Raw genomic sequence first — 23,537 nt, 5'->3', positions numbered from 1 at the left:
TCATTGTCAGCATCTAATGAAAATACGGTAGCTAGATTCATTCAAGGAGGTTCATGAACAATATTCATGATGCGCCACCGTACAAGCAAGTTCCAGGACTTAAGCCAGTGATTACGGACTATTTGGCAAGTTTGTCGACTGACATTATGAATGCCATTGAAACGTACAAGAAGCAAGCAGGAAGTCGAGCTTTTAGCATCGATCAGCTTCAACAACAGATCACTGCTAGCATTGGTCAGGAAGCTGTTGTCGTTCGAGCGGGTTACTTAAGTGTGGAGGAAGATGTAACCTTTGGTAGTCCAACAAAGCCAGTCATTGATATGGCAGATGGCATTAACACGAACAAAGAAGTTACATTAACGGTGTACGGCAATCTTATATTGGAGAATGGATTAAAAGGTAATACGAAGCTTAATGTTCATGTTAATCGTGTAAACCAAAGCTATGGAAACCTATGGGCGAAGAGCACGATTCATCTGAACAATGATTCCAATGTATTGGTAGCAGATACGCTGTATGCGGGGGTGCTTACGTACAATAGCGGTACCCTTGCTGTCGATGCAGATCAGTTAATTGTACAGGGTGACCTGTCTATTAACACGGAAGTTGAGATGAATATCGCAGGTCAAATGGTTCTAGGCGGCATCGTCTCTAACAATTTGGTAGCGAATTTAAACATTAAAGGCGTCGATCTTTTTGTTCGCGATCATGGTAAACAATGAACTGTACAACCTCTTCCCCCCGCAATATACCTCGTTCCTTTACCTTTGCTAGATTTCCGCTTCTTCGGCCAAAAACCAGCCCCAAGACGGGGGTTACCAATTCAGTTTTGCCTTATACTTGTCAAAGTGCCTCTTGGTAATGAACTGAATTCGAAAGGCGGAAAATCCATGGAAAAAAACAGTTCAAATACTCAAACGGAAGTTATAAGAAGTGCCTTATCCAGGCTTCCTCTATTACGCGTGACCTCCCTTCATGCAGGTTGGAAGGGAGCTATTCTCGTGTTATCTTTTGTTACGATATGCATAGTATTTGTGCAAGCATACTATTATCTTGGGTCGCGGGGAAGCATTATGGACTACTTCGCTGGAATTGTCCTGTCCGTTGTTGCAATTTTAATAATAACGGGCATCATTGCGGGATTATTGCACTGGGCGAAAAAAATGCCTTCCCGATACATATGGTTCATGCTTGCCTCATTTTGTTTACTACTGATCAGTTTTTTTGGAGCGGTCCAGCTATCGTTACTTGTTACATTCTCCATAATCCTTTCTACTTCGTTATTTGGAGCCTTGCTATATTTCTTTATCAAGGGAGGCTACCGCAAGGCTGCAACATGGGTGAGGGTAACGGTAGGTACAAGCGCTGCTGCAGTATTTATTTTTATCTGCGTGCTGGGATACTGGATTACCAGCAACGGTCAAATGCAATTAGAGGTGCCTCATCCCCTGCAAAAGACTAAGTCAGCGGAGAAATACCAAACAACGATGACAAATCCCGCAGAGATCGGGGTATTCCGAGTAAACTCCATAACCTATGCTAGCGAGTCAACTTATCGTCACGACCTTGACGTTGAAGGACGACTGATAACACAGTCCGTCGACGGATCCGCTTTTGTCGACAACTGGAGTTCCCGGCGCACAAGCACTTTCGGGTTTGGATCTGAAGCCATGCCTTTAAACGGTACGGTTTGGTATCCTGAAGGAGATGGTCCCTTCCCACTCATTCTAATCGTGCACGGTAATCATTTGGCGACCGACATTTCCGACCCAGGGTATGCCTATTTGGGTAAATTGCTGGCAAGTCGCGGATATATTTTAGCTTCCATCGATGAGAACTTCCTGAATAGTTCGCCTTACGATGATCTTTTCGTTATAGATGGATTAAAGGATGAGAATCGTGCGAGAGGCTGGTTAATGCTGGAGCATTTGAAGACGTGGGACACATGGAACACCACGGAAGGAAATCCGTTCTATGGCAAAGTGGATATGCAGCATATTGCGTTGATCGGGCATTCAAGAGGAGGGGAAGCCATAACTGTGGCGGCAACTTATAATGAGTTAACGGCTTATCCTGAGGACGCCAACATCAAGTTTGATTACGACTTCAACATTCGTTCCCTTATCTCGATTGCAGGAACCGACATGCAATATGAACCGAGCGGGCAACCCATTGAACTGCACGATATCAACTATTTGGCTATGCACGGCTCCCACGATATGGATGTTACTTCTTTTGCCGGAGCCAATCAATACTATCGTACGCAATTTACGGAAAACAGCGAATTTTTTAAATCACAGGTATATATCTATGGGGCAAACCACGGACAGTTCAACACAGCATGGGGTAGACACGATGCTGTAGGCATTGGCAATCTTCTGTTGAACAACGCCGAACTTCTTCCTGGTGAAGAACAATCCCGTGCGGCAGAAGTTCTAATCTCAGCGTTTTTAGAAGCTACACTCAAGGGGAATGACCGGTACCGTATGATGTTTGAAGACTTGGGATACGCGAGAGAATGGCTCCCTGAAACGATGTATATTAGTAATTATTGGGATGCGAACACAACCTTGATCAGTAACTATGAAGAAGATTACGATCCGGGGACAACGACATTGCCTGGTGGACGGCTGGAAGGTGAGTCCCTTAAGCTCTGGAAGGAAGGCAAGGTGCAAATGGAATTTAAAGATGACCAGTACAGCGCGGTTTCATTAGGATGGGATCATGCAGTTGCCCCATCAACTCCTACATACGAGGTCATATTGCCTGAGTCCGGGATCGAAACGTCCGAAGAAAGTACCATCTTATTTTCCATTGCAAATAATGATGCGGTTAGTAAGATAGAGGATACGAATGCATTGGTGGACTTAACCATAGCTATAGAAGATGAGAATGGAAATGTCAGTCGATTACCACTTAGTCACGTCTCTCCACTTCTACCCATGTTTGAAGGAGTTCTTGCCAAACGACCGCTTGGTTTCCTTCGAACGATCAAGGAGCCGGTTTTTCAGAATTTTTCCTTCGAAATGGCTGACTTTATAGATGCTAATTCCAATCTTAAGCCTCAGCGGATCAGTAAAATCAGATTTATATTTGATAAGACAACACAGGGCAGTATCTTGATAAAAGACTTAGGAATTCGTAGCGACAAGCTCTAAAAAATAAAATCATAATCTAACTCTTATTTGCTTCTCCGATCCGTCTGGACGGTGGGATGGTACCGACAATATTTTGATTTTTGTGCTAATTGAATTTGATAGTCCATAAAACATCGGCAGTCTGGGACTTTATATTCTCGTCCTGGCTGCCGATGTTTATTTTATTGGGATCAAAATCGTTGTTGCTGCTTTTATGTTTTTTGTCTATTCTAAATATGATAACGAGAAATAAGCTGATACAATACATAGCATCTAGATAAATTCTTATTTTTATAAAAGGAGACGAATGCGATGTTATTAAACAAAGGCGATAAGTTATTATTTATCGGGGATTCGATAACAGACTGTGAACGGAAACGACCAGAGGGCGAAGGTCTGTTTGGCGCATTAGGCAAAGGCTATGTCTCACTCGTTGACGCGCTGCTGCAGGCTGTCTATCCGGAATTAGGCATACGTGTTGTGAATAAAGGCTTGGGCGGCAATACCGTTCGGGATTTGAACGGAAGATGGCAAGAGGATGTGCTGAATCAGCAGCCAGACTGGTTAGCTATTATGATCGGCATTAACGACGTATGGCGCCAATTCGATACTCCGTTCATTAAAGAGTGGCATGTGTATGCAGATGAGTATGAAACGACACTTCGCAAACTTGTAAGTGAAACGAAGCCTACCGTTAAAGGGCTTGTCCTTATGACACCATTTTATCTTGAGAGCAATGAGCAGGACGGCATGCGAGCTATGATGGATCAGTATGGCTCGATTGTACGGAAGATCGCTGAAGAAAATGATGTGATCTTTATTGATACGCAAGCTGCATTTAATGTAGTGCTTGAAGAGCTGTACTCCGCGACATTAGCTTGGGATCGTGTTCATCCAACTGCAGCTGGACATATGGTGCTTGCTCGCGCCTTCTTGGATAACATTGGCTTCCAGTGGAAGCGTTCATAGCATTGCAGTCATTTACATAAGATAGTGTCACTAAGCAGCACCTGTCTCGTCACGGTAGGTGCTGCTTATTATTTGTTTGCAATATTTCAAATTATGAGTAAAATAGTAAAAAACAATAAATCAAATATCGATGAATGGGATAGTACTTCAGTCGAACGGTTCAAGCGAGCTGGGTAGGTGGGAGCCAGTACAATAGACTGCAAGGAAGCGCACCCAGGAGATAATTTGCTGAACAGTTGAGTAGGCAAATTCGGTCAAGGACCGTTATCAAATAGAGTGGCGAATCAATTTGATTCGTATATTGAGTGGTACCACGGGAACGAAAGGCTCTCGTCTCAAAAAATGAGACGAGGGCCTTCGCTATTTTAAATAAAAAGGAGCATCGACCTATGGAAATGTATAAACGGATGATCGCAAGGCACATATCAGCATTATTAGATCAAGTGGGGGAAGAGGAAATTACGGCATTACTCGACTACCCTCAGCATGCGGCAATGGGCGATATATGCTTGCCGTGCTTTAAGCTAAGCAAGCTGTATCGGAAATCTCCTCAGCATATCGCTGAGCAATTGACCGAGCGGCTTTCATCAGACATGATCGAGCGTGTAGAGGCGGTCGCGGGTTATGTGAACATTTTTCTTAATAAAGGCAAACTGGCTAAGCAAATCATAGAGCAGATCCTCGGCCAAGCTGACAGCTACGGCTCACGCAATATCGGCCAAGGTAAAACAGTGGTTATTGATTTCTCCTCGCCTAATATTGCAAAACCGTTCCACATTGCGCATCTGCGCTCAACGGTCATTGGACATTCGTTGCATCGTATATTTTCATTTCTAGGCTACAGCAGTATCAGAATTAATCATCTTGGAGATTGGGGAACTCAGTTCGGCAAGCTGATCGTTGCTTACAAGCTCTGGGGCGATGAAGAACAACTTGAAAAGCATGGAATTGATGATCTATTGAAGCTGTACGTCAAATTCCACGAAAAGGCCGAGCAGCAAGCATCCCTTGAAGATGAAGCACGTCAATGGTTTGTAAGGATGGAGGCTGGAGATGAGGAGGCTTTGCAGCTCTGGCACCAATTTGTGAACATTTCCATTACTGAGTTCCAGCGCATCTATGACCTACTAGGAGTCGAGTTTGATTCCTATGCGGGTGAAAGCTTTTATAATGATAAGATGGAGCAGGTCGTATCTGAGCTGGAGCATAAACAGCTGCTTGAAAAAGACGAGGGCGCCTCACTTGTGCGACTAGATGCTTATCATATGCCCCCTGCTCTAATCCTAAAAAAAGACGGTAGTTCACTGTACCATACACGTGATATTGCAGCGGCGATTTATAGAAAATCAACTTACAACTTTGAAAAAGCGATCTATGTAACGGACTATGCTCAGAATCTGCACTTCCAGCAATGGTTTAAGGTTATTGAGCTAATGGGCTATGAGTGGCATAGGGATTTGCTTCATGTAGCATTTGGTCGCGTCAGCTTAGAGGGAATGGGTCTATCGACTAGGAAAGGAAATGTCATTAAGCTTGAGGATGTCCTTATGCAGGCGATTGCGAAAACGAAGGATATTATTGAAGCAAGAAACCCATCGCTGAACGATAAAGATAAGGTAGCTAAAGAGGTGGGTGTAGGTGCGGTCATATTTAATGACTTAAGTTCGAGCCGTATAAAAGACATTGTATTCACCTGGGAGGACTCACTTAATTTTGAAGGAGAAACAGGTCCGTATGTTCAATATGCACATGCACGAGCATCTAACGTATTAAAGAAGGCAACACAAAAGCTTGGTCAAGAAGGTGTTGTACTTGATGGGGGATTAGCTATGCTAACTGACGATGCATCGATTCAAGTCATTAAACAATTGGCACAGTTTACTGAAAAAGTAGAGCTGGCTATGCATAAGCTAGAACCTTCGATCATTAGTCGGTATGCTATTGATCTTGCTCAAAGCTTCAATCAATTTTATCATCATAATCCGATACTGAATGCACAGGATGAGGTTCGTCAAGCAAGGCTGGCCTTAGTGAAGGCTGTGCAAATCACCCTTCGCAATGCATTGTACCTCATCGGTCTTGCTGCACCAGAAGAAATGTAGAATGCGCCTGCCGTAATGACGGCAGGCATTTATTTTAGTCAAAAAGCATCAGGTTAAGACAAATGGCATATATTATATTCGAAATAATTACAAATTATTACATTTAATCATATAAGATCACTAGCCGAAATAACGAAATAATATATACAGAAATGTAACATACTGGTATAATCGATCTAGTTATCTAAGATCTTAAGGAGGTATCTTGATTGATGAATTTGAAGTTGAAAAAGGTATTATCTGTATTTATGATCTTATCTATGATCATTGCAGCAGGCTGTCAAGCAGTAGACGGTCTGAACTTGAATCAAGTCATTAAAAATATGACGAAGGTAAAATCAGCCGAAGGTACATATGAGTTTGAGTTCAAGCTAGCGCTGAATGAGGAAGAGATTGCAGAGCAAGTTGAACTAGAAGGTGAGGATGCTGAAGAGCTCCTTTCTCAGCTACGTAATTTTTCACAAATTAAGCTTGCCGTTGACCACTATAAGGTACAGGATGAAACGCATGCATCCATGAAAGGGACATTAACCTTCGGTGAGCATAATGCGATCGGCTTCGATCTACGTATGACAGATAAGCTGATGGTTATTAAGCTAGATGGAGCAAAGCAACCATTCTCTATTGATCTGACGGGTGAGCGTCAGCGTCTGCTTACTAATCACTACTATGAAACAGAGCTAGGCTTCAGCTACGAGGAGCTTTATGCAGATGAAGAATATTATATTGACGAAGAGCTTTATGGTGATGCAGAAGCCGAATATGCAGCTTATGGCGAAGAAATGATTGCAGCTATTCAGCAAATTTCTGAGCTGGTAACCGATTATAGCATTGGTCATCTGCCTAACATCGAGCGCCTTAAGGTCGAGCATACTACAGAGATGATTCGCGGAGAACAAGTTGCGTTGTTTAATCTACAAGGCGAGCTTAAGGGCATGGAGCTTTGGAACTGGGCCAAAAAGCTTGTGAATGCACTAGCCAATGATAGAGAAGGTCTAGAGAAGCTGTTCAACGAAATATTTACGATTGTATCTGAGCATGAGGATAGCTTCGCTAATTTAGACCTATCGATGATCTCGCAAGGCTTCTATACAGGCAATTATGAATATACTGCAGCGGGTCCTTATGCCTATGTTGAAGAAGATTACGAAGAGCTAGACTTTGAGAATGAGGACATTATCGATGAATTTATTAGCATGGAGAATGAAGAAGCAGGCACAGACAGCGATGAGAGCATAGAGCCAGAAATGACACCTGAAGAAATCCAAGCTCAAGTTGTTGAAGAGCTCATCAATGCACTGCAAGAGCTGAAGCGTTCAATGAATGAGCTGGAGCAAGAGGACGGGGATACGCTTAAACAAGTGCTGAATGATTCTCTTTCTATTAAATTCAACTACGGAATTGATATGAGCTTAGATGTACGCAAGCAAGGCTTCTCCATTGATTATCGAGTGGATCCAGCCCTGAAGGAAGAACAGGAGCTGTATGGCTTTGACGGATTTACCATTACGACAAATTCTCAAATGTGGAATGTTAATGGCGAGGTTAAAGCATTAGAGCCAGTAACGACGCTCAGCACCGTAAGTATAGAATCACTGCCATATCTGCAAGGCTATGAAGTTATTCGTTTATTTGAAGAGGATGCACTTATCTCAAATATATTGCGTAATCAGCTTCATTTTACAGAGCAAACATACTGGAGCTTTGTTGATGAAGAGTCAGATTACGGTATGTACTTGACTAATAATAAACTGGCGATGATTCCTGCTCGCGAAATCATCGAGGAATTCGGCGGTAAGGTTTCATACGATAAAGTGAAGAACAGCATCGTGCTTTATGATGATGCGACGAACACAACGATCGAGATTCAAACAGGTAGCCGCGATGTTATTGTAAATGGTGTTGAAGCACAATGGGCAGCACCGGTGCAAGCACGCAACGGAGTAACGTTTGTGCCAGCACGTGATATGGCCAATGCTTTAGGTGCCGATATCAGTTGGTCCAACTCTGGCTATCTTGAAATTACGAGAGAACCTTAATGAATTAAAGGCATAATATTGAATGATACGTAATCTGAAAACCAATCAAGCTATCGAGCTTGGTTGGTTTTTTTATTTATTATGAAATCGATTCATAGATTAGTGAAACTAGCAATATAGTATAGTAAAGCAGCGATGATAGTACGCAGCAAAATTATATTAATCTATGAGGGATAGGTATGTTAAAGCTAGATTGTGAGAATACTAGCTACTAAATAAATGATTGAAGGAGGCGCTGTATTCTATGGAGTGGGTCGTATTTTGCAGTATTGCCTGTTGTATCGCTTTATTTATCTATAGAGAATGTGTCGTCCTTTATATTGCTCGAGCAAAAGCATCAGGAATAATGCTAGAATCATCAACGCTGCATCTTATTCGACACCATACCAATCGACGTATCCAGCGCCTAGATTATTGGTTGTTGGCAGCTATTGCTGCAACGCTTCTGTTGTATATCTGGTGGATGGTTCTTCGCATCCATGAAAACCCCGGCATTCAGGAGCTGACGGTGCTGGAGGCAGGAATAGCACTGCTTTTGTACATTGTATTTCCTTCTCGTAATATAACTCATTTCATTACGGAGAAAGGTCTAGAGGAATCAGGGAAAACGACGGATTGGGATCGAATTTACGCGATATATATTTCGCATGAAGGTGCAGCGCGCAGAAGGCTGCTCGTGACCTTTAAAGGTAGGGCGGCTAATGTGGAAGGCTATATGTACGACAGAGATTTGAGTTGTCTAAAACAGCTTGCCGCTGCGCATCCAATTATGTTAAGAGAAATCTAGCGGCATTGCACTTGTTTCTAGTATCATTGCACTTGTTATTCATTTACGCGGTATGCTACAGTCATTTTAATAGAGGCATTATTATTAATGAATATAGACTTACATATGGGAGGCAACATGATGAAGGATCAGCAGAGTATCATATTGTTTCAAGGAGACTCCTTTACTGATGGAGCCTTTTGTTTTGAAGACAGAGGATACAGAGCCGAATGGGGACGTGTGGCAGGAGATCATGCCTCGCTACCAGCAGACTGTTAGAGAGCTTGCCGAAAAATATCAAGCTATATTCGTGCCGTTGCAACAGTTATTTAATGAAGCATGTGAAAGAGCAGAAGCAAGCTTCTGGATATATGATGGGGTGCATCCTACTGCTGCTGGCCATCAGCTTATCGCGGATCAATGGCTAGCCATCGTTAAACAGTATGACGAAGTGGCATGGTTCGAAGCTAAAAAGTAAACGTAGAAGAGAGATCACAATCGCATTTATAACTCCTATCGTTCGGAGCATAATAAACAGAGGCAGAGTTGCTTAGGTACCTGTCTCTAATTTGTGTATGGAGGGAGAAAAGATGGAGTATCATCCATTACCGCTTGAGTTTTATAGCCAGTCCTCTCTATACGTAGCTGAGCAGCTTATCGGAAAGCTTCTAATTAAAGAGACGGAGGAAGGAATCACTGCAGGATATATTGTTGAGACTGAAGCATATGCTGGTCCTGAGGATCAAGCGGCGCATAGCTACAACAATAGACGTACTCCACGGACCGAGGTAATGTTTGGTCCGGCTGGCTATATTTATACCTATCAAATGCATACGCATTGTTTGGTCAATATCGTTGCCGCTACAGTCGATATACCACAAGCTGTATTAATTCGAGGAGTAGAGCCTTTTATCGGAATTGACCTTATGAGGCGCAGAAGAGGTGAATCTAAACCAGATCGAGAGCTGACTAACGGTCCTGGGAAGCTGTGCAAGGCGCTTGGTATTACAATGAATGATTACGGGCATTGTGTCACTGAACGTCCGCTATGGATAAGTGAAGGTAAAACATTTACAGAGATCACTACTGGCCCGAGAATCGGTATTCCTAATAGTGGTGAAGCAAAGGATTATCCATGGAGATTTTACGTTAGCGGACATCCGAACGTATCACGAGGGTAATCCCATTGGCGAGCAGCTGTATTCGTGCTACCATAAGTATATAAGGTAGTTATTGATATAGAAAAATAGGTGAGGTGTGGAGCTTGGCATATAACTTTGATGAATTAATAGAACGTCGTAATACTCGTTCTTACAAATGGGATCAAGTAAAAACGTTGTTCGGCGATGAAGATATTCTTCCGCTATGGGTAGCAGATATGGATTTTTACAGCCCGCCAGCTGTTAGAAAGGTCATTCAAGAAAGAGCAGAGATCGGTATTTTCGGTTACAGCTATAGAACACCAAGCTATTTGGAATCCATCACAAATTGGTTTAAGCGACGTCATCAATGGACCATTAAAAGTGATTGGATTGTAGATGTGCCCAGCGTAGTAACGACGTTGAGCTTATCGATTGATCTGTTCACCGAGAAGGGCGATTCCGTTGTCATCCAATCGCCTGTATATTATCCGTTTTATGATGTGATTAAAGGCAATGGACGTAAAATCGAGCGTAATCCTCTTCAAATGATAAATGGAAGATATGAGATGGATTTTGCTCACCTAGAAACCCTGTTCGCAGCAGGAGCGAAAATGATGCTGCTATGCAATCCACACAACCCGGGGGGGCGCGTCTGGGAGCGAGAAACGCTGGAGCGTTTGGCTCAGCTGGCACTCCAATACAATGTCATCATCGTATCTGACGAAATTCATTGTGATTTAACTTTCCCAGAACATCCGTATACACCATTTGCATCATTATCTGAGGAAGTAGCCAATATTACGGTGACTGCACTTGCTGCGACGAAAACCTTTAACCTACCAGGTTTACATACTTCATTTGCAGTTATCTCTAATCCGAATATGCGCGCCATTTTCGATCAACGCGTAAAGGTGCTTAGCATTCATATGGCTAGTCACTTTGCTCAGGATGCCGTTCAAGCAGCCTATAATGAAAGTGAACAGTGGCTGGAGGACATGCTTGTCTATGTGAAAGGGAATATGGATTATGCTGTTGCTTATCTGGCAGAGCATGCACCGGCCATTAAGCCTCTACTATCTGAAGGTACTTATCTGCTGTGGCTAGATTGTCGTGCGATTAGCGAGGAGCCAGCTGTACTGAAGGAATTAATGCATAAGAAAGCAAAGGTCGCTTTTAATGAAGGCTCGATGTTCGGAGTGGAAGGTGCTGGGTGGCTGCGTGTGAATATGGCATGCCCACGCTCGATATTAGAACAGGCGCTTAAGCAGTTTGCTGACGCCATTAAGGGATAGATAGGTAACAACAACATATAAGGCTGGATGGAATCTCTCCAGTCCACGTTCAATCGTAGAACGTGGACTGGAGAGATTTTTTTGTGGAATATGTCTAAATTGTGTCGGCATCATATCATTTGCAAATTAGTGACATTTAAAAAAGTGTGCTCCTCGTCACTCTTAATCCATCGCATATGACGTATTGTATTAAGCAAGGGATACGATTCTATTTATTTTGAAAAGCAGAAATTACTTTTTAGGAGGAAAATACAATGGAAAACTATACAGCTACAATTAATGCTATGGAATACCCGCCGCACCTTAAGCACAAAGTTATTTTTGAAACCTTCAACAAGCTAAATGCTGGTGAAGCGATGCTGCTTATTAACGACCATGATCCGAAGCCGTTACGCTTTCAATTTGAGTCGATGTATGAGGGGCAATATGACTGGGAGTATGTACAGCAAGGACCTACCTTGTTCCAAGTGAAAATTAGTAAGCAATAATATGGATGGGAGTGTGGCATAATGGCTGCTGTTGAAATTATTGATGAGAAAACAATAAAGATCAAAGTTACGGTCGACGATGCCATTACTATGGTTAAGGAGGCAGCTCATCATCTTGATGAATATGCCTCTGAAATCATCACGATTTATAATAAAATGCCAGAGTTTGACTATACGTATTTTTGCTTTTATGCCTATAACAGCGCAAAGCTATTTGAAAAGATGCTGAGCATTGACCCAAAGGAGTATTTGTCCTTTTCTTTAGATGCACCAGACGGTTTTTTCTATGCTTTGTATGGTGGAATGTGTGGTCTATATGACCAGGCAAAGAAATTAGTTTCTTGATAGCTGAGGAGGCATTCAGATGAATAGATAAGATGCAACCCCTACTCAAGGAAGTCTACGATCCTGAGCTAGGTATAAACGTTGTAGATCTAGAACTCATCAGCGTATATTTGTAAGAACGGTCCTTCCTTTTCATGCGAGAAGCATGCTATTAGGAAGGACTTTTTTATTGCCATCGTCACGAATAGGGAAATCTCCGTAGAGAAAAGGGAATGCCCTAATATAAAGTGTCGCTTCTTCACTTCATAATAAAAAACAACACATGAATAACATTTGATCCCCTCAAATTTATTACATTGTTGATCGTTCAACGAAGGAGTGATGGCGTCACATGAAAAGAAAATTCGGCCTGAAGTTCTTTAAGCCTAAAGAAAATTACTCTAATAACTGGTCTACCCTTGAGGAAAAAAATAGAGATTGGGAAAATATGTACCGTAATCGTTGGTCGCACGATAAGGTTGTACGCACGACACATGGTGTGAACTGCACCGGCTCATGCAGCTGGAAAGTGTTCGTGAAGAACGGCATTATTACGTGGGAAAACCAGCAAATAGATTATCCATCCTGCGGACCGGATATGCCAGAGTTTGAACCACGAGGCTGTCCACGCGGTGCGTCATTCTCTTGGTATGAATATAGTCCGTTACGTGTGAAGTATCCTTATGTCCGCGGACATTTGTGGCGTATGTGGAAGGAAGCCTTGACGAAAACAAGTAATCCGCTTGAGGCTTGGGGCAGCATCGTTGAAGATCCAGAAAAGGCAAAGCTTTATAAGCAGGCTCGTGGTAAGGGTGGACATGTCCGTGTTTCTTGGCAGGAGGTCGTGCAGCTTATTTCCGCGCAGCTCCTATATACCATTAAAACATACGGGCCAGATCGAATCGCAGGCTTTACACCGATTCCAGCTATGTCAATGATCAGCTATGCTTCTGGCGCACGTTTCATCTCATTATTAGGTGGCGAAATGCTTAGCTTCTACGATTGGTACGCAGACTTACCGCCAGCCTCTCCACAAATTTGGGGCGAGCAAACAGACGTACCTGAGTCATCCGATTGGTACAATGCAAGCTACTTGATGATGTGGGGCTCTAACGTTCCGCTTACACGTACACCGGATGCGCACTTTATGACAGAGGTTCGCTATAAAGGGACGAAGGTTGTCTCCATTGCACCTGACCATGCTGAAAATGTAAAGTTTGCAGACAACTGGCTGGCTCCGAATCCAGGTACAGATGCTGCGCTTGCACAAGCAATGACGCATGTTATCTTGGACGAATTTTATGTGAAGCGTGAGGAAGAGATGTTCCTTAACTACGCGAAGCAGTATACTGACCTGCCCTTTCTCATTATGCTCGATGAGCATGAGGCTTCATTAAAAGCAGGAAGATTTTTGCGAGCGAGTGACCTAGGTCACTCCACTGAGCATGCGGAGTGGAAGCCGGTTATCGTAGATGAGCTAAGCGGCGAGCTGCTTGTACCTAACGGAACCCTTGGGCAGCGTTGGGAAAAGGATACGAAGTGGAATCTGAAGCTTGAGCGCGAGGATGGCTCACGGATTGAACCAGCTTTAACTATGGAATCGCAGCAAAGTGAATGGGTTGATATCGTGTTCCCTTACTTCGATCAAGCAGGGAAAGGAACCTTTGTTCGATCAATTCCAGTACGTAATATTACGTTAGCTGATGGCAGTGTGCAGCGTGTAGCGACCGTATACGATTTGATGCTTAGCCAATATGGCGTACAGCGCCTAGGCTGCAAGCATGCAGCGAAAAACTATGATGATGCAAGCTCGCATTATACACCTGCTTGGCAAGAAAAAATTACAGGAGTGAAGGGCTCACTAGTCGTACAAATCGCTAGAGAGTTTGCTCAAAATGCAATCGATACTGGCGGTAAATCAATGATTATTATGGGCGCCGGAATCAATCACTGGTTTAATAGTGACACAATCTATCGCTCCATCTTGAATCTCGTTATTTTAACGGCATCACAAGGTGTCAACGGAGGTGGCTGGGCGCACTATGTAGGCCAGGAGAAATGCCGTCCAATTGAAGGCTGGAGTACCGTTGCCTTTGCCAAGGACTGGCAAGCAGCTTCTCGTCAGCAAAATGCAACCTCATTCTTCTATTTTGCAACGGATCAATGGAAATACGAAGAAATGAATAATGAATCTTTAAAATCACCTACTGCAGGTGATATATCGTATAGCCATCCAGCGGACTATAATGTGCTGGCAGCTCGCCTAGGCTGGCTTCCTTCTTATCCGCAGTTCGATAAGAGCAGCCTTTCCTTTGCTGAGGAAGCGAAGCAAAAAGGGAAAGAGGACAATAGCGATATCATTCAAGAAGCATATGAGCAAGTCGTTAATGGCAAAACAAAATTTGCGGTCGAGGATCCAGATGCTCCAGAAAACTATCCGAGAAGCTTATTTGTATGGCGTTCGAATTTAATATCCAGCTCAGCAAAAGGGCAGGAGTATTTCATGAAGCACTTGCTAGGCACAAGCAATGGTTTGTTATCTACGCCGAATGAAGAGGAGAAGCCAGAGGAAATCGTATGGCGTGATGATGTAGAAGGGAAGCTTGATTTGCTTGTTGCACTTGATTTTCGTATGACTGCGACGCCGATGTACGCGGATGTCGTGCTTCCAGCAGCAACCTGGTATGAAAAGACGGACTTGTCATCAACAGATATGCATCCATTCGTTCACCCATTCAATCCAGCGATTGATCCGCTATGGGAATCAAGATCTGATTGGGATATATATCGTACGTTGGCACAGACACTATCAGAAATGGCTAAGGACTATATGCCGGGTGTATACAAGGATCTGGTTGCAACTCCGCTTGGACATGATACACCAAGTGAAATTGCTCAGCCGCTAGGGAAGGTCAAGGACTGGAAAAAAGGAGAGATTAAAGCAGAGCTCGGCAAGACGATGCCTAACTTTACAATCGTCGAGCGCGATTATACTCAAATATACAATAAATATGTAACGCTCGGCCCGAACCTCTCAACTGGTAAGGTAGGCGCACACGGCGTAAGCTTCTCGGTTAGTGAAGAATATGAGGAGTTGAAGAAGATCAACGGTAAGTACGTTGACGATACGATTAAAGCTGGTTTACCGAAGCTGCATACTGCCAGACATGCTGCTAATGCCATCTTGCACCTTTCATCTGCAACAAACGGTAAAGTATCGCAGCGTGCTTGGGAATCGGAGGAGCATCACACAGGTGTTGAGTTAAAGGATATATCTGCTGATCGTGCAGCGGAACGAATTACGTTCCAAAGCATAACGGCTCAGCCAAGAGAAGTGATTCCTACGCCTGTATTTAGTGGCTCGAACAAATCTGGCAATCGGTACTCTCCATTTACAACCAATATTGAGCGTCTTGTACCGTTCAGAACATTGACAGGACGTCAGCATTTTTATCTCGATCATGAGATCTTCCTGCAATACGGAGAGTCACTACCAATCTATAAGCCGACTTTGCCTCCAATGGTGTTCGGCACACGGGACAAAAAGATAACGGGTGGCAGCAACGATACACTTGTACTTCGTTATTTGACGCCGCACGGGAAGTGGAATATTCATAGCACGTATCAGGATAATTTGCACATGCTGACTTTATTCCGCGGGGGACCGACTGTATGGATGAGCAATGAGGATGCAGCTCCATACGGGATTGAAGACAACGATTGGGTTGAAGTTTACAACCGCAATGGTGTTGTAACAGCAAGAGCGGTTGTCAGCCATCGAATGCCTAAAGGGACACTGTTTATGTACCACGCTCAGGATAAGCATATTCAAGTACCTGGTTCAGAGATTACGAATGAACGAGGCGGCAGCCACAATGCACCAACGAGAATCCATTTGAAGCCGACACAGCTAGTTGGCGGTTATGCACAGCTAAGCTATGGATTCAACTACTACGGACCGATCGGCAACCAGCGTGACGTATATGTAGCCGTTCGTAAAATGAAGGAGGTCAACTGGCTTGAAGATTAAAGCGCAAATAGCAATGGTGATGAACCTTGACAAATGTATCGGCTGCCATACGTGCAGCGTAACTTGTAAGAGCACGTGGACCAATCGCGAAGGCGCAGAGTATATCTGGTTTAACAATGTCGAGACCAAGCCAGGCATCGGCTACCCTAAGCGCTGGGAGGATCAAGAGCATTACAAGGGCGGCTGGACGCTGCGTAAAGGTAAGCTAGAGCTTAAATCAGGCAGCAAGCTGTCCAAAATCGCACTCGGAAAAATCTTTAACAACCCAGATATGCCAGAGATGAAGGATTACTATGAGCCTTGGAATTATGACTATGAAAAGCTAACAACATCAGGTGAGAAAAAGCATCAGCCCGTCGCACGTGCGAAGTCATCGATTTCAGGTGAACATATGGACTTGAATTGGGGACCAAACTGGGAAGATGATCTTGCCGGTGGTCACATTACCGGCCCGAAGGACCCTAATATCGAAAAGATTGAGGAAGAGATCAAATTTAACTTTGAGAAGTCATTCATGATGTATTTGCCACGCTTATGCGAGCATTGCTTAAACCCAAGCTGCGTAGCATCGTGCCCATCTGGCGCGATCTACAAGCGTGACGAGGATGGCATCGTGCTTGTCGATCAAGAGGCTTGTCGCGGCTGGCGTTATTGTATGACAGGCTGTCCGTATAAGAAAGTATATTTCAACTGGAAAACAAATAAAGCTGAAAAATGCACATTCTGCTTCCCGAGAATTGAAGCGGGCTTGCCAACGGTTTGCTCAGAAACATGCACCGGTCGTATTCGCTATCTAGGTGTGCTGCTGTACGATGCAGATAAAGTAATGGATGCTGCATCGACGCTAAATGAACAGGAGCTGTACCAAGCGCAGCTAGATTTATTTCTTGATCCCAATGATCCGAAAGTGATCGAGCAAGCGCGCATAGACGGCATTAGTGAGGAATGGATTGAAGCAGCACAGCAATCACCAGTATACAAGCTAGCGATTGAGTATAAGCTAGCATTCCCATTACATCCTGAATATCGTACATTGCCGATGGTATGGTATGTACCACCGCTTAGCCCGATTATGAGTCATTTTGAAGGTAAGGATTCGATTCAAAATCCGGATATGATCTTCCCGGCAATTGAAGAGATGAGAACGCCAATTCAATACTTAGCGAATATGCTAACTGCAGGCGACACGAAGACCGTCAAGGAAGCACTGCAACGAATGGCAATGATGCGCTCCTTTATGCGTGCCAAGTTTACAAAGCATCCATTCGAAGATTCTAAGCTTGCAAGAGTTGGTCTAAACGCTTATCAGATGGAAGAGATGTACCGATTGCTCGCGATTGCAAAGTATGAGGATCGCTTCGTAATTCCAACATCGCATAAAGAAGGCTATATGGATACGTATCGTGCGCAAGGCTCAGAAGGCTTCGGAATGGATTGTAATGGGTGTGGTCCTGTATCGCCAAGCATGGAAATGAAAAGTGGTAAGGACCTGTACAAAGAGAACTTCTATGGAGGGATCTGGCGTGATTGATCTAAAAAAGCTTGCAGAGCATAGAAGCTCATTTGGATTTTTTGCTGAGCAACTTGCCTATCCTGATAAACGAACCTTTTCCAATATGGACCAAGAAGGAGACTTCCCAGCTCAAGTATCCGAGCTGATCACAGACTATTGGGAGACTATGAAGCAATTAAGCTTAGATGAGATTCAAGAGCGCTACGTAGAGACCTTTGACTTTCAGAAGGACTCCACACTTTATATGACCTATGTCAAATTCGAAGATGCTAAGGAAAGAGGACAAATGCTAGAGCTGCTAAAATCTAGCTATGAGCTAAACGGAATGGAGATTGCGGATAATGAGCTTCCTGATTATTTGCCATTGATGTGCGAGTTCATCTATGCCGCGAACTGGGAAGACAGCCAGGAGCATGAATGGTTTCAAACGATGCTCGCAGTAATGGAGGATGGAAGCTATGCGCTGCTTCAAGCGCTGCAAAAGCAAGAGAGTCCCTATGCCTATTTAATAAAAGCATTTCGTGAAACCTTCAAGCTATGTCTTCAGCAGGAGGTAGATACTCATGAGCATGCTTAATCAGTTCACGTGGGTCATTCTGCCCTACTTATGCTTAGTTGTATTTATTGTCGGGCTCATCTATCGATACCGTTATGATCAGTTTGGCTGGACAGCCAAGTCAAGTGAGTTTATTGAGAAGAAGCATCTTGTGATCGGGAATTGGCTTTTCCATATTGGCATTGTGCCCGTGTTTTTCGGGCATGTTGCTGGCCTAGGCATTCCTAAGACATGGATGAATGCGCTTGGCGTTAGCGATCATTTATATCATATCGGTGCGATCTACATTGGTAGCTTATTTGGCTTTATGACATTAGCGGGGATGCTTATATTAACGGCGCGCCGCTTCGCAATAAAGACGGTACGCAAATTAAGCTCAGCATCGGATTTATTCGTTAATGTTATGCTGCTAGCGATTGTGTTTATGGGGATGTATTCTACGCTTGTAACGAATTATGTTATACCAGAATTCGATTATCGTGATTCGATCTCAGTCTGGATAAGAGGTTTATTTATGTTTACACCTGATGCATCCTTAATGACGAATGTGCCGCTTTCCTTTAAAATTCATATATTACTTGGCTTTTTTATCTTTGCCTTATGTCCATTTACCCGTCTTGTTCATATCTTTAGCGTTCCCTTGAATTATGTACAGAGAAGCTCTATTCTATATAGAAAGCATAGATCTACTGGCCATAAGAACTAAGGTTTCTGTTAGGAGAATTGAATAAAATGAAGCAGTTTTGCGATAACTTCGATTATCAAATAAAAATCGATGAATTACGGGAAATACTTGGGTGTGACTTTATTTCACTTGCTATAGCAAAATCAGCTTCTGAAGGCTCTGAAATTACATGGCAATACGCTTCTGGCAATTTGAATGATCGCTATAAGCGTATTGTTCTCCATAGCGGTAAAGGAATTGCAGGCATTGTGTTTAAGACAGGTAAGAAGATGGTCGTAGACAATGTCGAGAAAGAGATGCATGACAAAGAGTTGTTTAATTATCCAATTCTTGTGTCGGAGCGATTACACAGTTTAGTTGCATTTCCACTGTATCAGTATTCACGTGTTGCTGGTGTGCTGCTTGTTGGGTATCGTGAAGAGCAACGTCTAAAGCCGCAGCTGTACGATGAGCTTAATCAACAGTGCCCAGAAGCTCATATTGGAGCTTTTGAAATAAAGGGGTTGTCGGTGTGAAAACATTATCTGGTGAGGTTAGCAAGCAATTGTTGGAGCATATGTTCAACAACAATATCGAGCCGATGTTCTTTTTTGATGCGCGGGGAGCAATGATTGCGATGAACCCTGCCGCTGAGAATATATTAGATCCCTTAGATGTTCAACAACTATATAACGCGCAAGGTAACGACAATTTTTGCCTTACATGCAGGGGCTACACGACTGAAAAAGAACTAACCACCTGCTTGAATTGCTACATGAAGAACGATTCCGCTAATTTTAGTTCATTCCAAATTTATTTGAAAACGAGACATAAAGGTGTGATCCCATTTTCAGCAAGCTTTCAAGAAATTGATAGCAACGGGACTCGATTATTAATGCTGCGGGATCTAACTAGACAGCTTGCAACGCAGGAGACACTGTACCGCAATACAATGATGAAAAATACGATTAAGGCACAGGAGGATGAAAGAAAGCGAATTTCTAGAGAGCTGCATGATAGCGTTGCGCAAGAGTTACTTAGCTCCCTTGTTGATTTGCGAGTATTGAAATATTTGAATGTGCCAGATGAGGTATTGCAGAAGCTTCAACATACGGAAGCTTCTCTTACTCGTCTTTTGGATCAGATACGCAATCTCTCTGTTGAGCTAAGGCCGTCGTCATTAGATGATTTGGGGTTGGAAGCAGCATTCCGTTCCCATTTCAAATGGATTGAAAAGAACTATGGTGTTATTGTGGAGTTTATCGCTGAACTACACGGCACACGATACAATAGTGAAGTTGAAACGGTCTTTTATCGAGTATGTCAGGAGTCCGTGCTTAACGCATTAAAATACGCCGGAGTAGATGAAATCTCCGTGAGACTATTTGAAACAGAGCATTTTCTTGAAATGGTCGTTGCAGATAAAGGACAGGGCTTTGATCTTAATAAAAGAGATTCTAAAGGAACAGGACTTGGACTGTACGGTATGAAGGAACGAGCCGAGCTCGTAGGTGGAGAATTGCTTATTACATCACAATTAGGTCAAGGAACAACGATTCATCTAAAAATTCCTACCAGAAGGGAGGAATAACTAATGAAAATTGTTATAGCAGATGATCATGCAGTTGTGCGTAGCGGGTTTGCTATGATTATTAACTTTCAGGAGGATATGGAGGTAATAGCAACAGCAGCAGATGGGATTGAGGCCTACAGTATGGTAGCCCAGCATCGTCCAGACATATTATTGATGGATTTAAGCATGCCACCAGGTGAAAGCGGCTTAATAGCAACAGCCAAAATAAACGAGAATTTTCCGGATACGAAAATATTAATTTTGACGATGTATGATGATGAGGAATATTTGTTCCATGTGTTGAAAAATGGTGCACGCGGATATGTACTGAAAAATTCTCCCGACGAGGAGCTCATAAATGCCATACGCGTCGTACATCGAGGAGAAATTTATATTCATCCAAAGATGGCGACGTCATTAGTACGTGAGTTTGTTGGTCAAAAGCAAGAAGTGGACAGCAATACTCCATTTCAAATTTTAACTACTCGAGAAATTGAAATCTTACCGCTCGTTGCTAAAGGCTATGGCAATAAGGAGATTTCAGAGATGTTATTTATTTCAGTAAAGACTGTCGAAGCGACAAAAGCGAAAATTATGGAAAAGCTTAATCTGAAGACGAGACCAGAGCTCGTAGAATATGCGCTTAAGAAGAAGCTGTTGGATTTTTAAGTGGACCATATCGTCGAACTCTGCTAACGATACAGTAGCAGAAAGGTGGTTACACCATGAGTGCACTTCAGCTAAATAGCACAATACCAGCTATGCGCATCCTTGAACTTGAGCATCGCTACTTATCACATTTGATGAATGAATGGCATCAAATTGTGTTGGCGCTGCAAAAAGGTGGGTATAGCACTGTTCAAGCACGCGGAGAATTAGAACGATTACGTCAGCTTATTCTCGCATTTAAGCAACCATTAGAAAAACATTGCAAGAAAGAAGAAAGCTACTTCTTCCCACTGCTTGGTCAATATATCGGCTACGATCAGGGACCGATTATGTCTATTGAACAGGAGCATGAGGAAGTAACATCCTATATTGATCATTTTCTTCACCACGCTGTTGGTGAGCATACATTAGAAGAGATACGCAGCATTGTAGGTGATGCAGCAGAGGCATTTGAAATATTGACGGTCCACTTTGTTAAGGAGGAATCCGTGCTGTTTTCGATGACAGCTCAAGTGATGAGTAAGCCTGATCAAGAGCGTTTAGCTCAGCAGCTGCATACATTAATCGATGAATAATATACAAGCTCACATAAAAACCATGAGTAAGGCCGGTTCGTTCCTGCCACTGCTCATGGTTTTTAGTTTTTTTAGGGTGAATAGGGAATTTACATTTAAACAAAGGGAGTTCCCTAGTAAGCGAAATCGGCAAGCTAAGCTACAATATTTGTAGGGGATCAATTGTAAATTCTTCAACCAAGAAAGGTGATGGATTTGATTAGAAAATTGCAGTTACCATTGCAAACAATGAACTTAATTGTTGGCTTTGCAGTATGGGTCGTTATTTCCTCTTTAATGCCTTATATGCGAGAGGATATCAGCATTCCAGAAAGCCAGATTGCTCTTATTACCGCAATACCTGTAGTGTTAGGCTCAATTTTACGTATTCCGCTTGGTTACTATGCAAACGTGATTGGTGCTCGACTAGTATTTTTTATTAGTTTTATTTTGTTATTATTCCCTGTTTATTATATAAGTGAAGCGAATTCTGCTACGGATCTAATTATTGGCGGTTTGTTTCTTGGTATAGGCGGTGCAGTGTTCTCTGTTGGAGTAACCTCATTGCCAAAGTATTACGCTAAAGAAAGACATGGTTTAGTTAATGGTATTTATGGTCTTGGTAATATTGGGACTGCGGTTTCGACCTTTGCTGCACCAATCATAGCTAACCAATTTGGCTGGAGTACCACAGTAAAATTTTATCTCATCGTGTTGCTAGTCTTTGCATTGATTACTTTTATTGTAGGTGATCGTAAGGAAACAAAGGTGAAGACTCCCATTATGGAACAGATTAAAGGCATATACAAAAATGAAAAGCTTTGGTTGTTTTCATTGCTGTACTTTATTACGTTTGGGTCGTTTGTAGCGTTTACGGTGTATTTGCCGAACTTCCTAGTGAGCAACTTTGACCTGAGCAAGGTGGATGCGGGCATTCGCACAGCGATATTCATTGCGGTAGCAACCTTTATGCGTCCCGTTGGTGGCTGGCTGGCGGACCGCTTTAATTCGTTGTATATGCTAATTGCAGCCTTTGCTGCATTAACGGTTGCAGCAATTTTATTGGCATTCTCACCTGGCATTGCTTTATATACGATTGGCTGCTTAGCGATCGCTTTTTGTGCAGGTGCAGGTAACGGGATTATCTTCAAGCTTGTTCCACAATACTTTAACAATCAAGCGGGGATTGCAAACGGAATTGTTTCGATGATGGGTGGACTTGGTGGATTTTTTCCTCCCTTGCTTCTATCAGCGATCCATTCACTTACTGGTCAGTATTCGATCGGATTTATGCTGTTATCACAGGTTGGTTTAGCAAGCCTAGTCCTAATCCTATGGATGCTTTATCATGGCAAATTAACGGTGATGGCAGATGTGTTTAAGAGCACCGCGCAAGGGATTCTTGTAACTAATAGCAACGGTGTTATTGAAAGTGTTAACCCTGCCTTTACGAAAGTTACCGGTTATACAGAAGAGGAAGTCATAGGTAAGAAGCCAAACGTGTTGAAGTCAGGTCGACAATCTAGCGAATTTTATTCTGAAATATGGAAGAGTATAAGAGAACATGGCATGTGGCAAGGCGAGATATGGAATCGTCGAAAAAATGGCGAGGAATATTTAGAACTATTGAATATTAGTGCAGTGAAGGATGAAACGGGTGAGGATATTCGCTATGTAGGGACGTTCTCAGTGCTGAATAAAGAATAAACAATGCAGCTA

General features: G+C 43.0%; 20 protein-coding genes and 1 other annotated feature. All 20 genes read left to right on the top strand.

Annotated features, from left to right (window positions below):
* The first annotated feature begins 53 nt into the window (after window positions 1-53).
* The 20 genes from NSQ99_RS16600 to NSQ99_RS16505 all read left to right on the top strand — a co-directional run bounded on the left by NSQ99_RS16600 (window position 54) and on the right by NSQ99_RS16505 (window position 23,525).
* Window positions 54-722 carry a hypothetical protein gene (locus tag NSQ99_RS16600; RefSeq protein WP_340837897.1) on the top strand — a complete coding sequence of 223 codons (669 nt, stop codon included), beginning with the start codon at window positions 54-56 and terminating at the stop codon, window positions 720-722.
* Between the two features lie 168 nt (window positions 723-890).
* Entirely contained in the window at window positions 891-3,158 is a 2,268-nt protein-coding gene (locus NSQ99_RS16595; RefSeq protein WP_340837895.1) for an MFS transporter, read from the top strand.
* Window positions 3,159-3,449: 291 nt separating this feature from the next.
* A complete protein-coding gene (locus NSQ99_RS16590) occupies window positions 3,450-4,106 on the top strand; it encodes an SGNH/GDSL hydrolase family protein (RefSeq protein ID WP_340837893.1) in 657 nt (218 codons plus the stop codon).
* Between the two features lie 121 nt (window positions 4,107-4,227).
* Window positions 4,228-4,447: a binding site (T-box leader), on the top strand.
* Between the two features lie 48 nt (window positions 4,448-4,495).
* Window positions 4,496-6,208, top strand: coding sequence for an arginine--tRNA ligase (argS, locus tag NSQ99_RS16585; RefSeq protein ID WP_340837891.1), 1,713 nt, complete (start codon window positions 4,496-4,498; stop codon window positions 6,206-6,208).
* Window positions 6,209-6,420: 212 nt separating this feature from the next.
* Window positions 6,421-8,247: a copper amine oxidase N-terminal domain-containing protein gene (locus NSQ99_RS16580; RefSeq protein WP_340838821.1), complete on the top strand. Its 1,827-nt coding sequence runs from the start codon at window positions 6,421-6,423 to the stop codon at window positions 8,245-8,247.
* A 244-nt stretch (window positions 8,248-8,491) separates the two neighbouring features.
* Complete coding sequence (locus NSQ99_RS16575) at window positions 8,492-9,034, top strand: hypothetical protein (RefSeq protein WP_251668782.1); 543 nt, start codon at window positions 8,492-8,494, stop codon at window positions 9,032-9,034.
* A gap of 169 nt (window positions 9,035-9,203) precedes the next feature.
* The gene (locus tag NSQ99_RS16570; RefSeq protein ID WP_340837889.1) at window positions 9,204-9,491 is read left to right on the top strand and encodes an SGNH/GDSL hydrolase family protein; all 288 of its coding nucleotides are present in this window, start codon (window positions 9,204-9,206) and stop codon (window positions 9,489-9,491) included.
* A 112-nt stretch (window positions 9,492-9,603) separates the two neighbouring features.
* On the top strand, window positions 9,604-10,194 hold the full coding sequence (locus tag NSQ99_RS16565) for a DNA-3-methyladenine glycosylase (RefSeq protein WP_340837886.1): 591 nt from the start codon (window positions 9,604-9,606) through the stop codon (window positions 10,192-10,194).
* A gap of 83 nt (window positions 10,195-10,277) precedes the next feature.
* Window positions 10,278-11,447 (top strand): MalY/PatB family protein, encoded by a 1,170-nt coding sequence (locus tag NSQ99_RS16560; protein WP_340837885.1) that lies wholly within the window; start codon window positions 10,278-10,280, stop codon window positions 11,445-11,447.
* Window positions 11,448-11,701: 254 nt separating this feature from the next.
* Window positions 11,702-11,935 carry a DUF2249 domain-containing protein gene (locus NSQ99_RS16555; RefSeq protein WP_340837882.1) on the top strand — a complete coding sequence of 78 codons (234 nt, stop codon included), beginning with the start codon at window positions 11,702-11,704 and terminating at the stop codon, window positions 11,933-11,935.
* Between the two features lie 21 nt (window positions 11,936-11,956).
* The gene (locus NSQ99_RS16550) at window positions 11,957-12,280 is read left to right on the top strand and encodes a hypothetical protein (RefSeq protein WP_251668772.1); all 324 of its coding nucleotides are present in this window, start codon (window positions 11,957-11,959) and stop codon (window positions 12,278-12,280) included.
* A 331-nt stretch (window positions 12,281-12,611) separates the two neighbouring features.
* The gene (locus NSQ99_RS16545; RefSeq protein WP_340837879.1) at window positions 12,612-16,289 is read left to right on the top strand and encodes a nitrate reductase subunit alpha; all 3,678 of its coding nucleotides are present in this window, start codon (window positions 12,612-12,614) and stop codon (window positions 16,287-16,289) included.
* Window positions 16,279-17,820, top strand: a complete 1,542-nt coding sequence (narH, locus tag NSQ99_RS16540; protein WP_251668769.1) for a nitrate reductase subunit beta — start codon at window positions 16,279-16,281, stop codon at window positions 17,818-17,820. The genes NSQ99_RS16545 and narH overlap by 11 nt, the downstream gene beginning before the upstream one ends.
* On the top strand, window positions 17,813-18,379 hold the full coding sequence (narJ, locus tag NSQ99_RS16535; RefSeq protein WP_340837877.1) for a nitrate reductase molybdenum cofactor assembly chaperone: 567 nt from the start codon (window positions 17,813-17,815) through the stop codon (window positions 18,377-18,379). The genes narH and narJ overlap by 8 nt, the downstream gene beginning before the upstream one ends.
* Window positions 18,366-19,064, top strand: a complete 699-nt coding sequence (gene narI / locus NSQ99_RS16530; protein ID WP_251668764.1) for a respiratory nitrate reductase subunit gamma — start codon at window positions 18,366-18,368, stop codon at window positions 19,062-19,064. The genes narJ and narI overlap by 14 nt, the downstream gene beginning before the upstream one ends.
* A gap of 26 nt (window positions 19,065-19,090) precedes the next feature.
* Window positions 19,091-19,558, top strand: coding sequence for a GAF domain-containing protein (locus tag NSQ99_RS16525; RefSeq protein ID WP_340837875.1), 468 nt, complete (start codon window positions 19,091-19,093; stop codon window positions 19,556-19,558).
* Window positions 19,555-20,613, top strand: coding sequence for a sensor histidine kinase (locus NSQ99_RS16520; protein WP_432806946.1), 1,059 nt, complete (start codon window positions 19,555-19,557; stop codon window positions 20,611-20,613). Before NSQ99_RS16525 ends, NSQ99_RS16520 begins: the two co-directional genes overlap by 4 nt.
* A gap of 3 nt (window positions 20,614-20,616) precedes the next feature.
* Complete coding sequence (locus NSQ99_RS16515) at window positions 20,617-21,264, top strand: response regulator transcription factor (RefSeq protein ID WP_340837873.1); 648 nt, start codon at window positions 20,617-20,619, stop codon at window positions 21,262-21,264.
* 56 nt (window positions 21,265-21,320) lie between these two features.
* Window positions 21,321-21,839 carry a hemerythrin domain-containing protein gene (locus tag NSQ99_RS16510; protein WP_340837871.1) on the top strand — a complete coding sequence of 173 codons (519 nt, stop codon included), beginning with the start codon at window positions 21,321-21,323 and terminating at the stop codon, window positions 21,837-21,839.
* A gap of 195 nt (window positions 21,840-22,034) precedes the next feature.
* Window positions 22,035-23,525, top strand: coding sequence for a nitrate/nitrite transporter (locus NSQ99_RS16505; protein ID WP_340837869.1), 1,491 nt, complete (start codon window positions 22,035-22,037; stop codon window positions 23,523-23,525).
* The last annotated feature ends 12 nt before the right edge of the window (window positions 23,526-23,537 follow it).

Origin of the sequence: Paenibacillus sp. FSL W7-1287 (assembly GCF_038004245.1) — a bacterium.
In the GTDB taxonomy this organism is placed as follows: domain Bacteria; phylum Bacillota; class Bacilli; order Paenibacillales; family Paenibacillaceae; genus Pristimantibacillus; species Pristimantibacillus camelliae.
The sequence above is the reverse complement of the archived record's forward strand: the minus strand, read 5'-3'. Positions and strand labels throughout refer to the sequence as shown.

What these genes read in the sequence shown, in the direction of transcription:
- NSQ99_RS16600 (WP_340837897.1), top strand. Translation starts at nt 54, where the DNA reads ATGAACAATATTCATGATGCGCCACCGTACAAGCAAGTTCCAGGACTT.
- NSQ99_RS16595 (WP_340837895.1), top strand. Translation starts at nt 891, where the DNA reads ATGGAAAAAAACAGTTCAAATACTCAAACGGAAGTTATAAGAAGTGCC.
- NSQ99_RS16590 (WP_340837893.1), top strand. Translation starts at nt 3,450, where the DNA reads ATGTTATTAAACAAAGGCGATAAGTTATTATTTATCGGGGATTCGATA.
- argS (WP_340837891.1), top strand. Translation starts at nt 4,496, where the DNA reads ATGGAAATGTATAAACGGATGATCGCAAGGCACATATCAGCATTATTA.
- NSQ99_RS16580 (WP_340838821.1), top strand. Translation starts at nt 6,421, where the DNA reads ATGAATTTGAAGTTGAAAAAGGTATTATCTGTATTTATGATCTTATCT.
- NSQ99_RS16575 (WP_251668782.1), top strand. Translation starts at nt 8,492, where the DNA reads ATGGAGTGGGTCGTATTTTGCAGTATTGCCTGTTGTATCGCTTTATTT.
- NSQ99_RS16570 (WP_340837889.1), top strand. Translation starts at nt 9,204, where the DNA reads ATGGAGCCTTTTGTTTTGAAGACAGAGGATACAGAGCCGAATGGGGAC.
- NSQ99_RS16565 (WP_340837886.1), top strand. Translation starts at nt 9,604, where the DNA reads ATGGAGTATCATCCATTACCGCTTGAGTTTTATAGCCAGTCCTCTCTA.
- NSQ99_RS16555 (WP_340837882.1), top strand. Translation starts at nt 11,702, where the DNA reads ATGGAAAACTATACAGCTACAATTAATGCTATGGAATACCCGCCGCAC.
- NSQ99_RS16550 (WP_251668772.1), top strand. Translation starts at nt 11,957, where the DNA reads ATGGCTGCTGTTGAAATTATTGATGAGAAAACAATAAAGATCAAAGTT.
- NSQ99_RS16545 (WP_340837879.1), top strand. Translation starts at nt 12,612, where the DNA reads ATGAAAAGAAAATTCGGCCTGAAGTTCTTTAAGCCTAAAGAAAATTAC.
- narI (WP_251668764.1), top strand. Translation starts at nt 18,366, where the DNA reads ATGAGCATGCTTAATCAGTTCACGTGGGTCATTCTGCCCTACTTATGC.
- NSQ99_RS16525 (WP_340837875.1), top strand. Translation starts at nt 19,091, where the DNA reads ATGAAGCAGTTTTGCGATAACTTCGATTATCAAATAAAAATCGATGAA.
- NSQ99_RS16515 (WP_340837873.1), top strand. Translation starts at nt 20,617, where the DNA reads ATGAAAATTGTTATAGCAGATGATCATGCAGTTGTGCGTAGCGGGTTT.
- NSQ99_RS16510 (WP_340837871.1), top strand. Translation starts at nt 21,321, where the DNA reads ATGAGTGCACTTCAGCTAAATAGCACAATACCAGCTATGCGCATCCTT.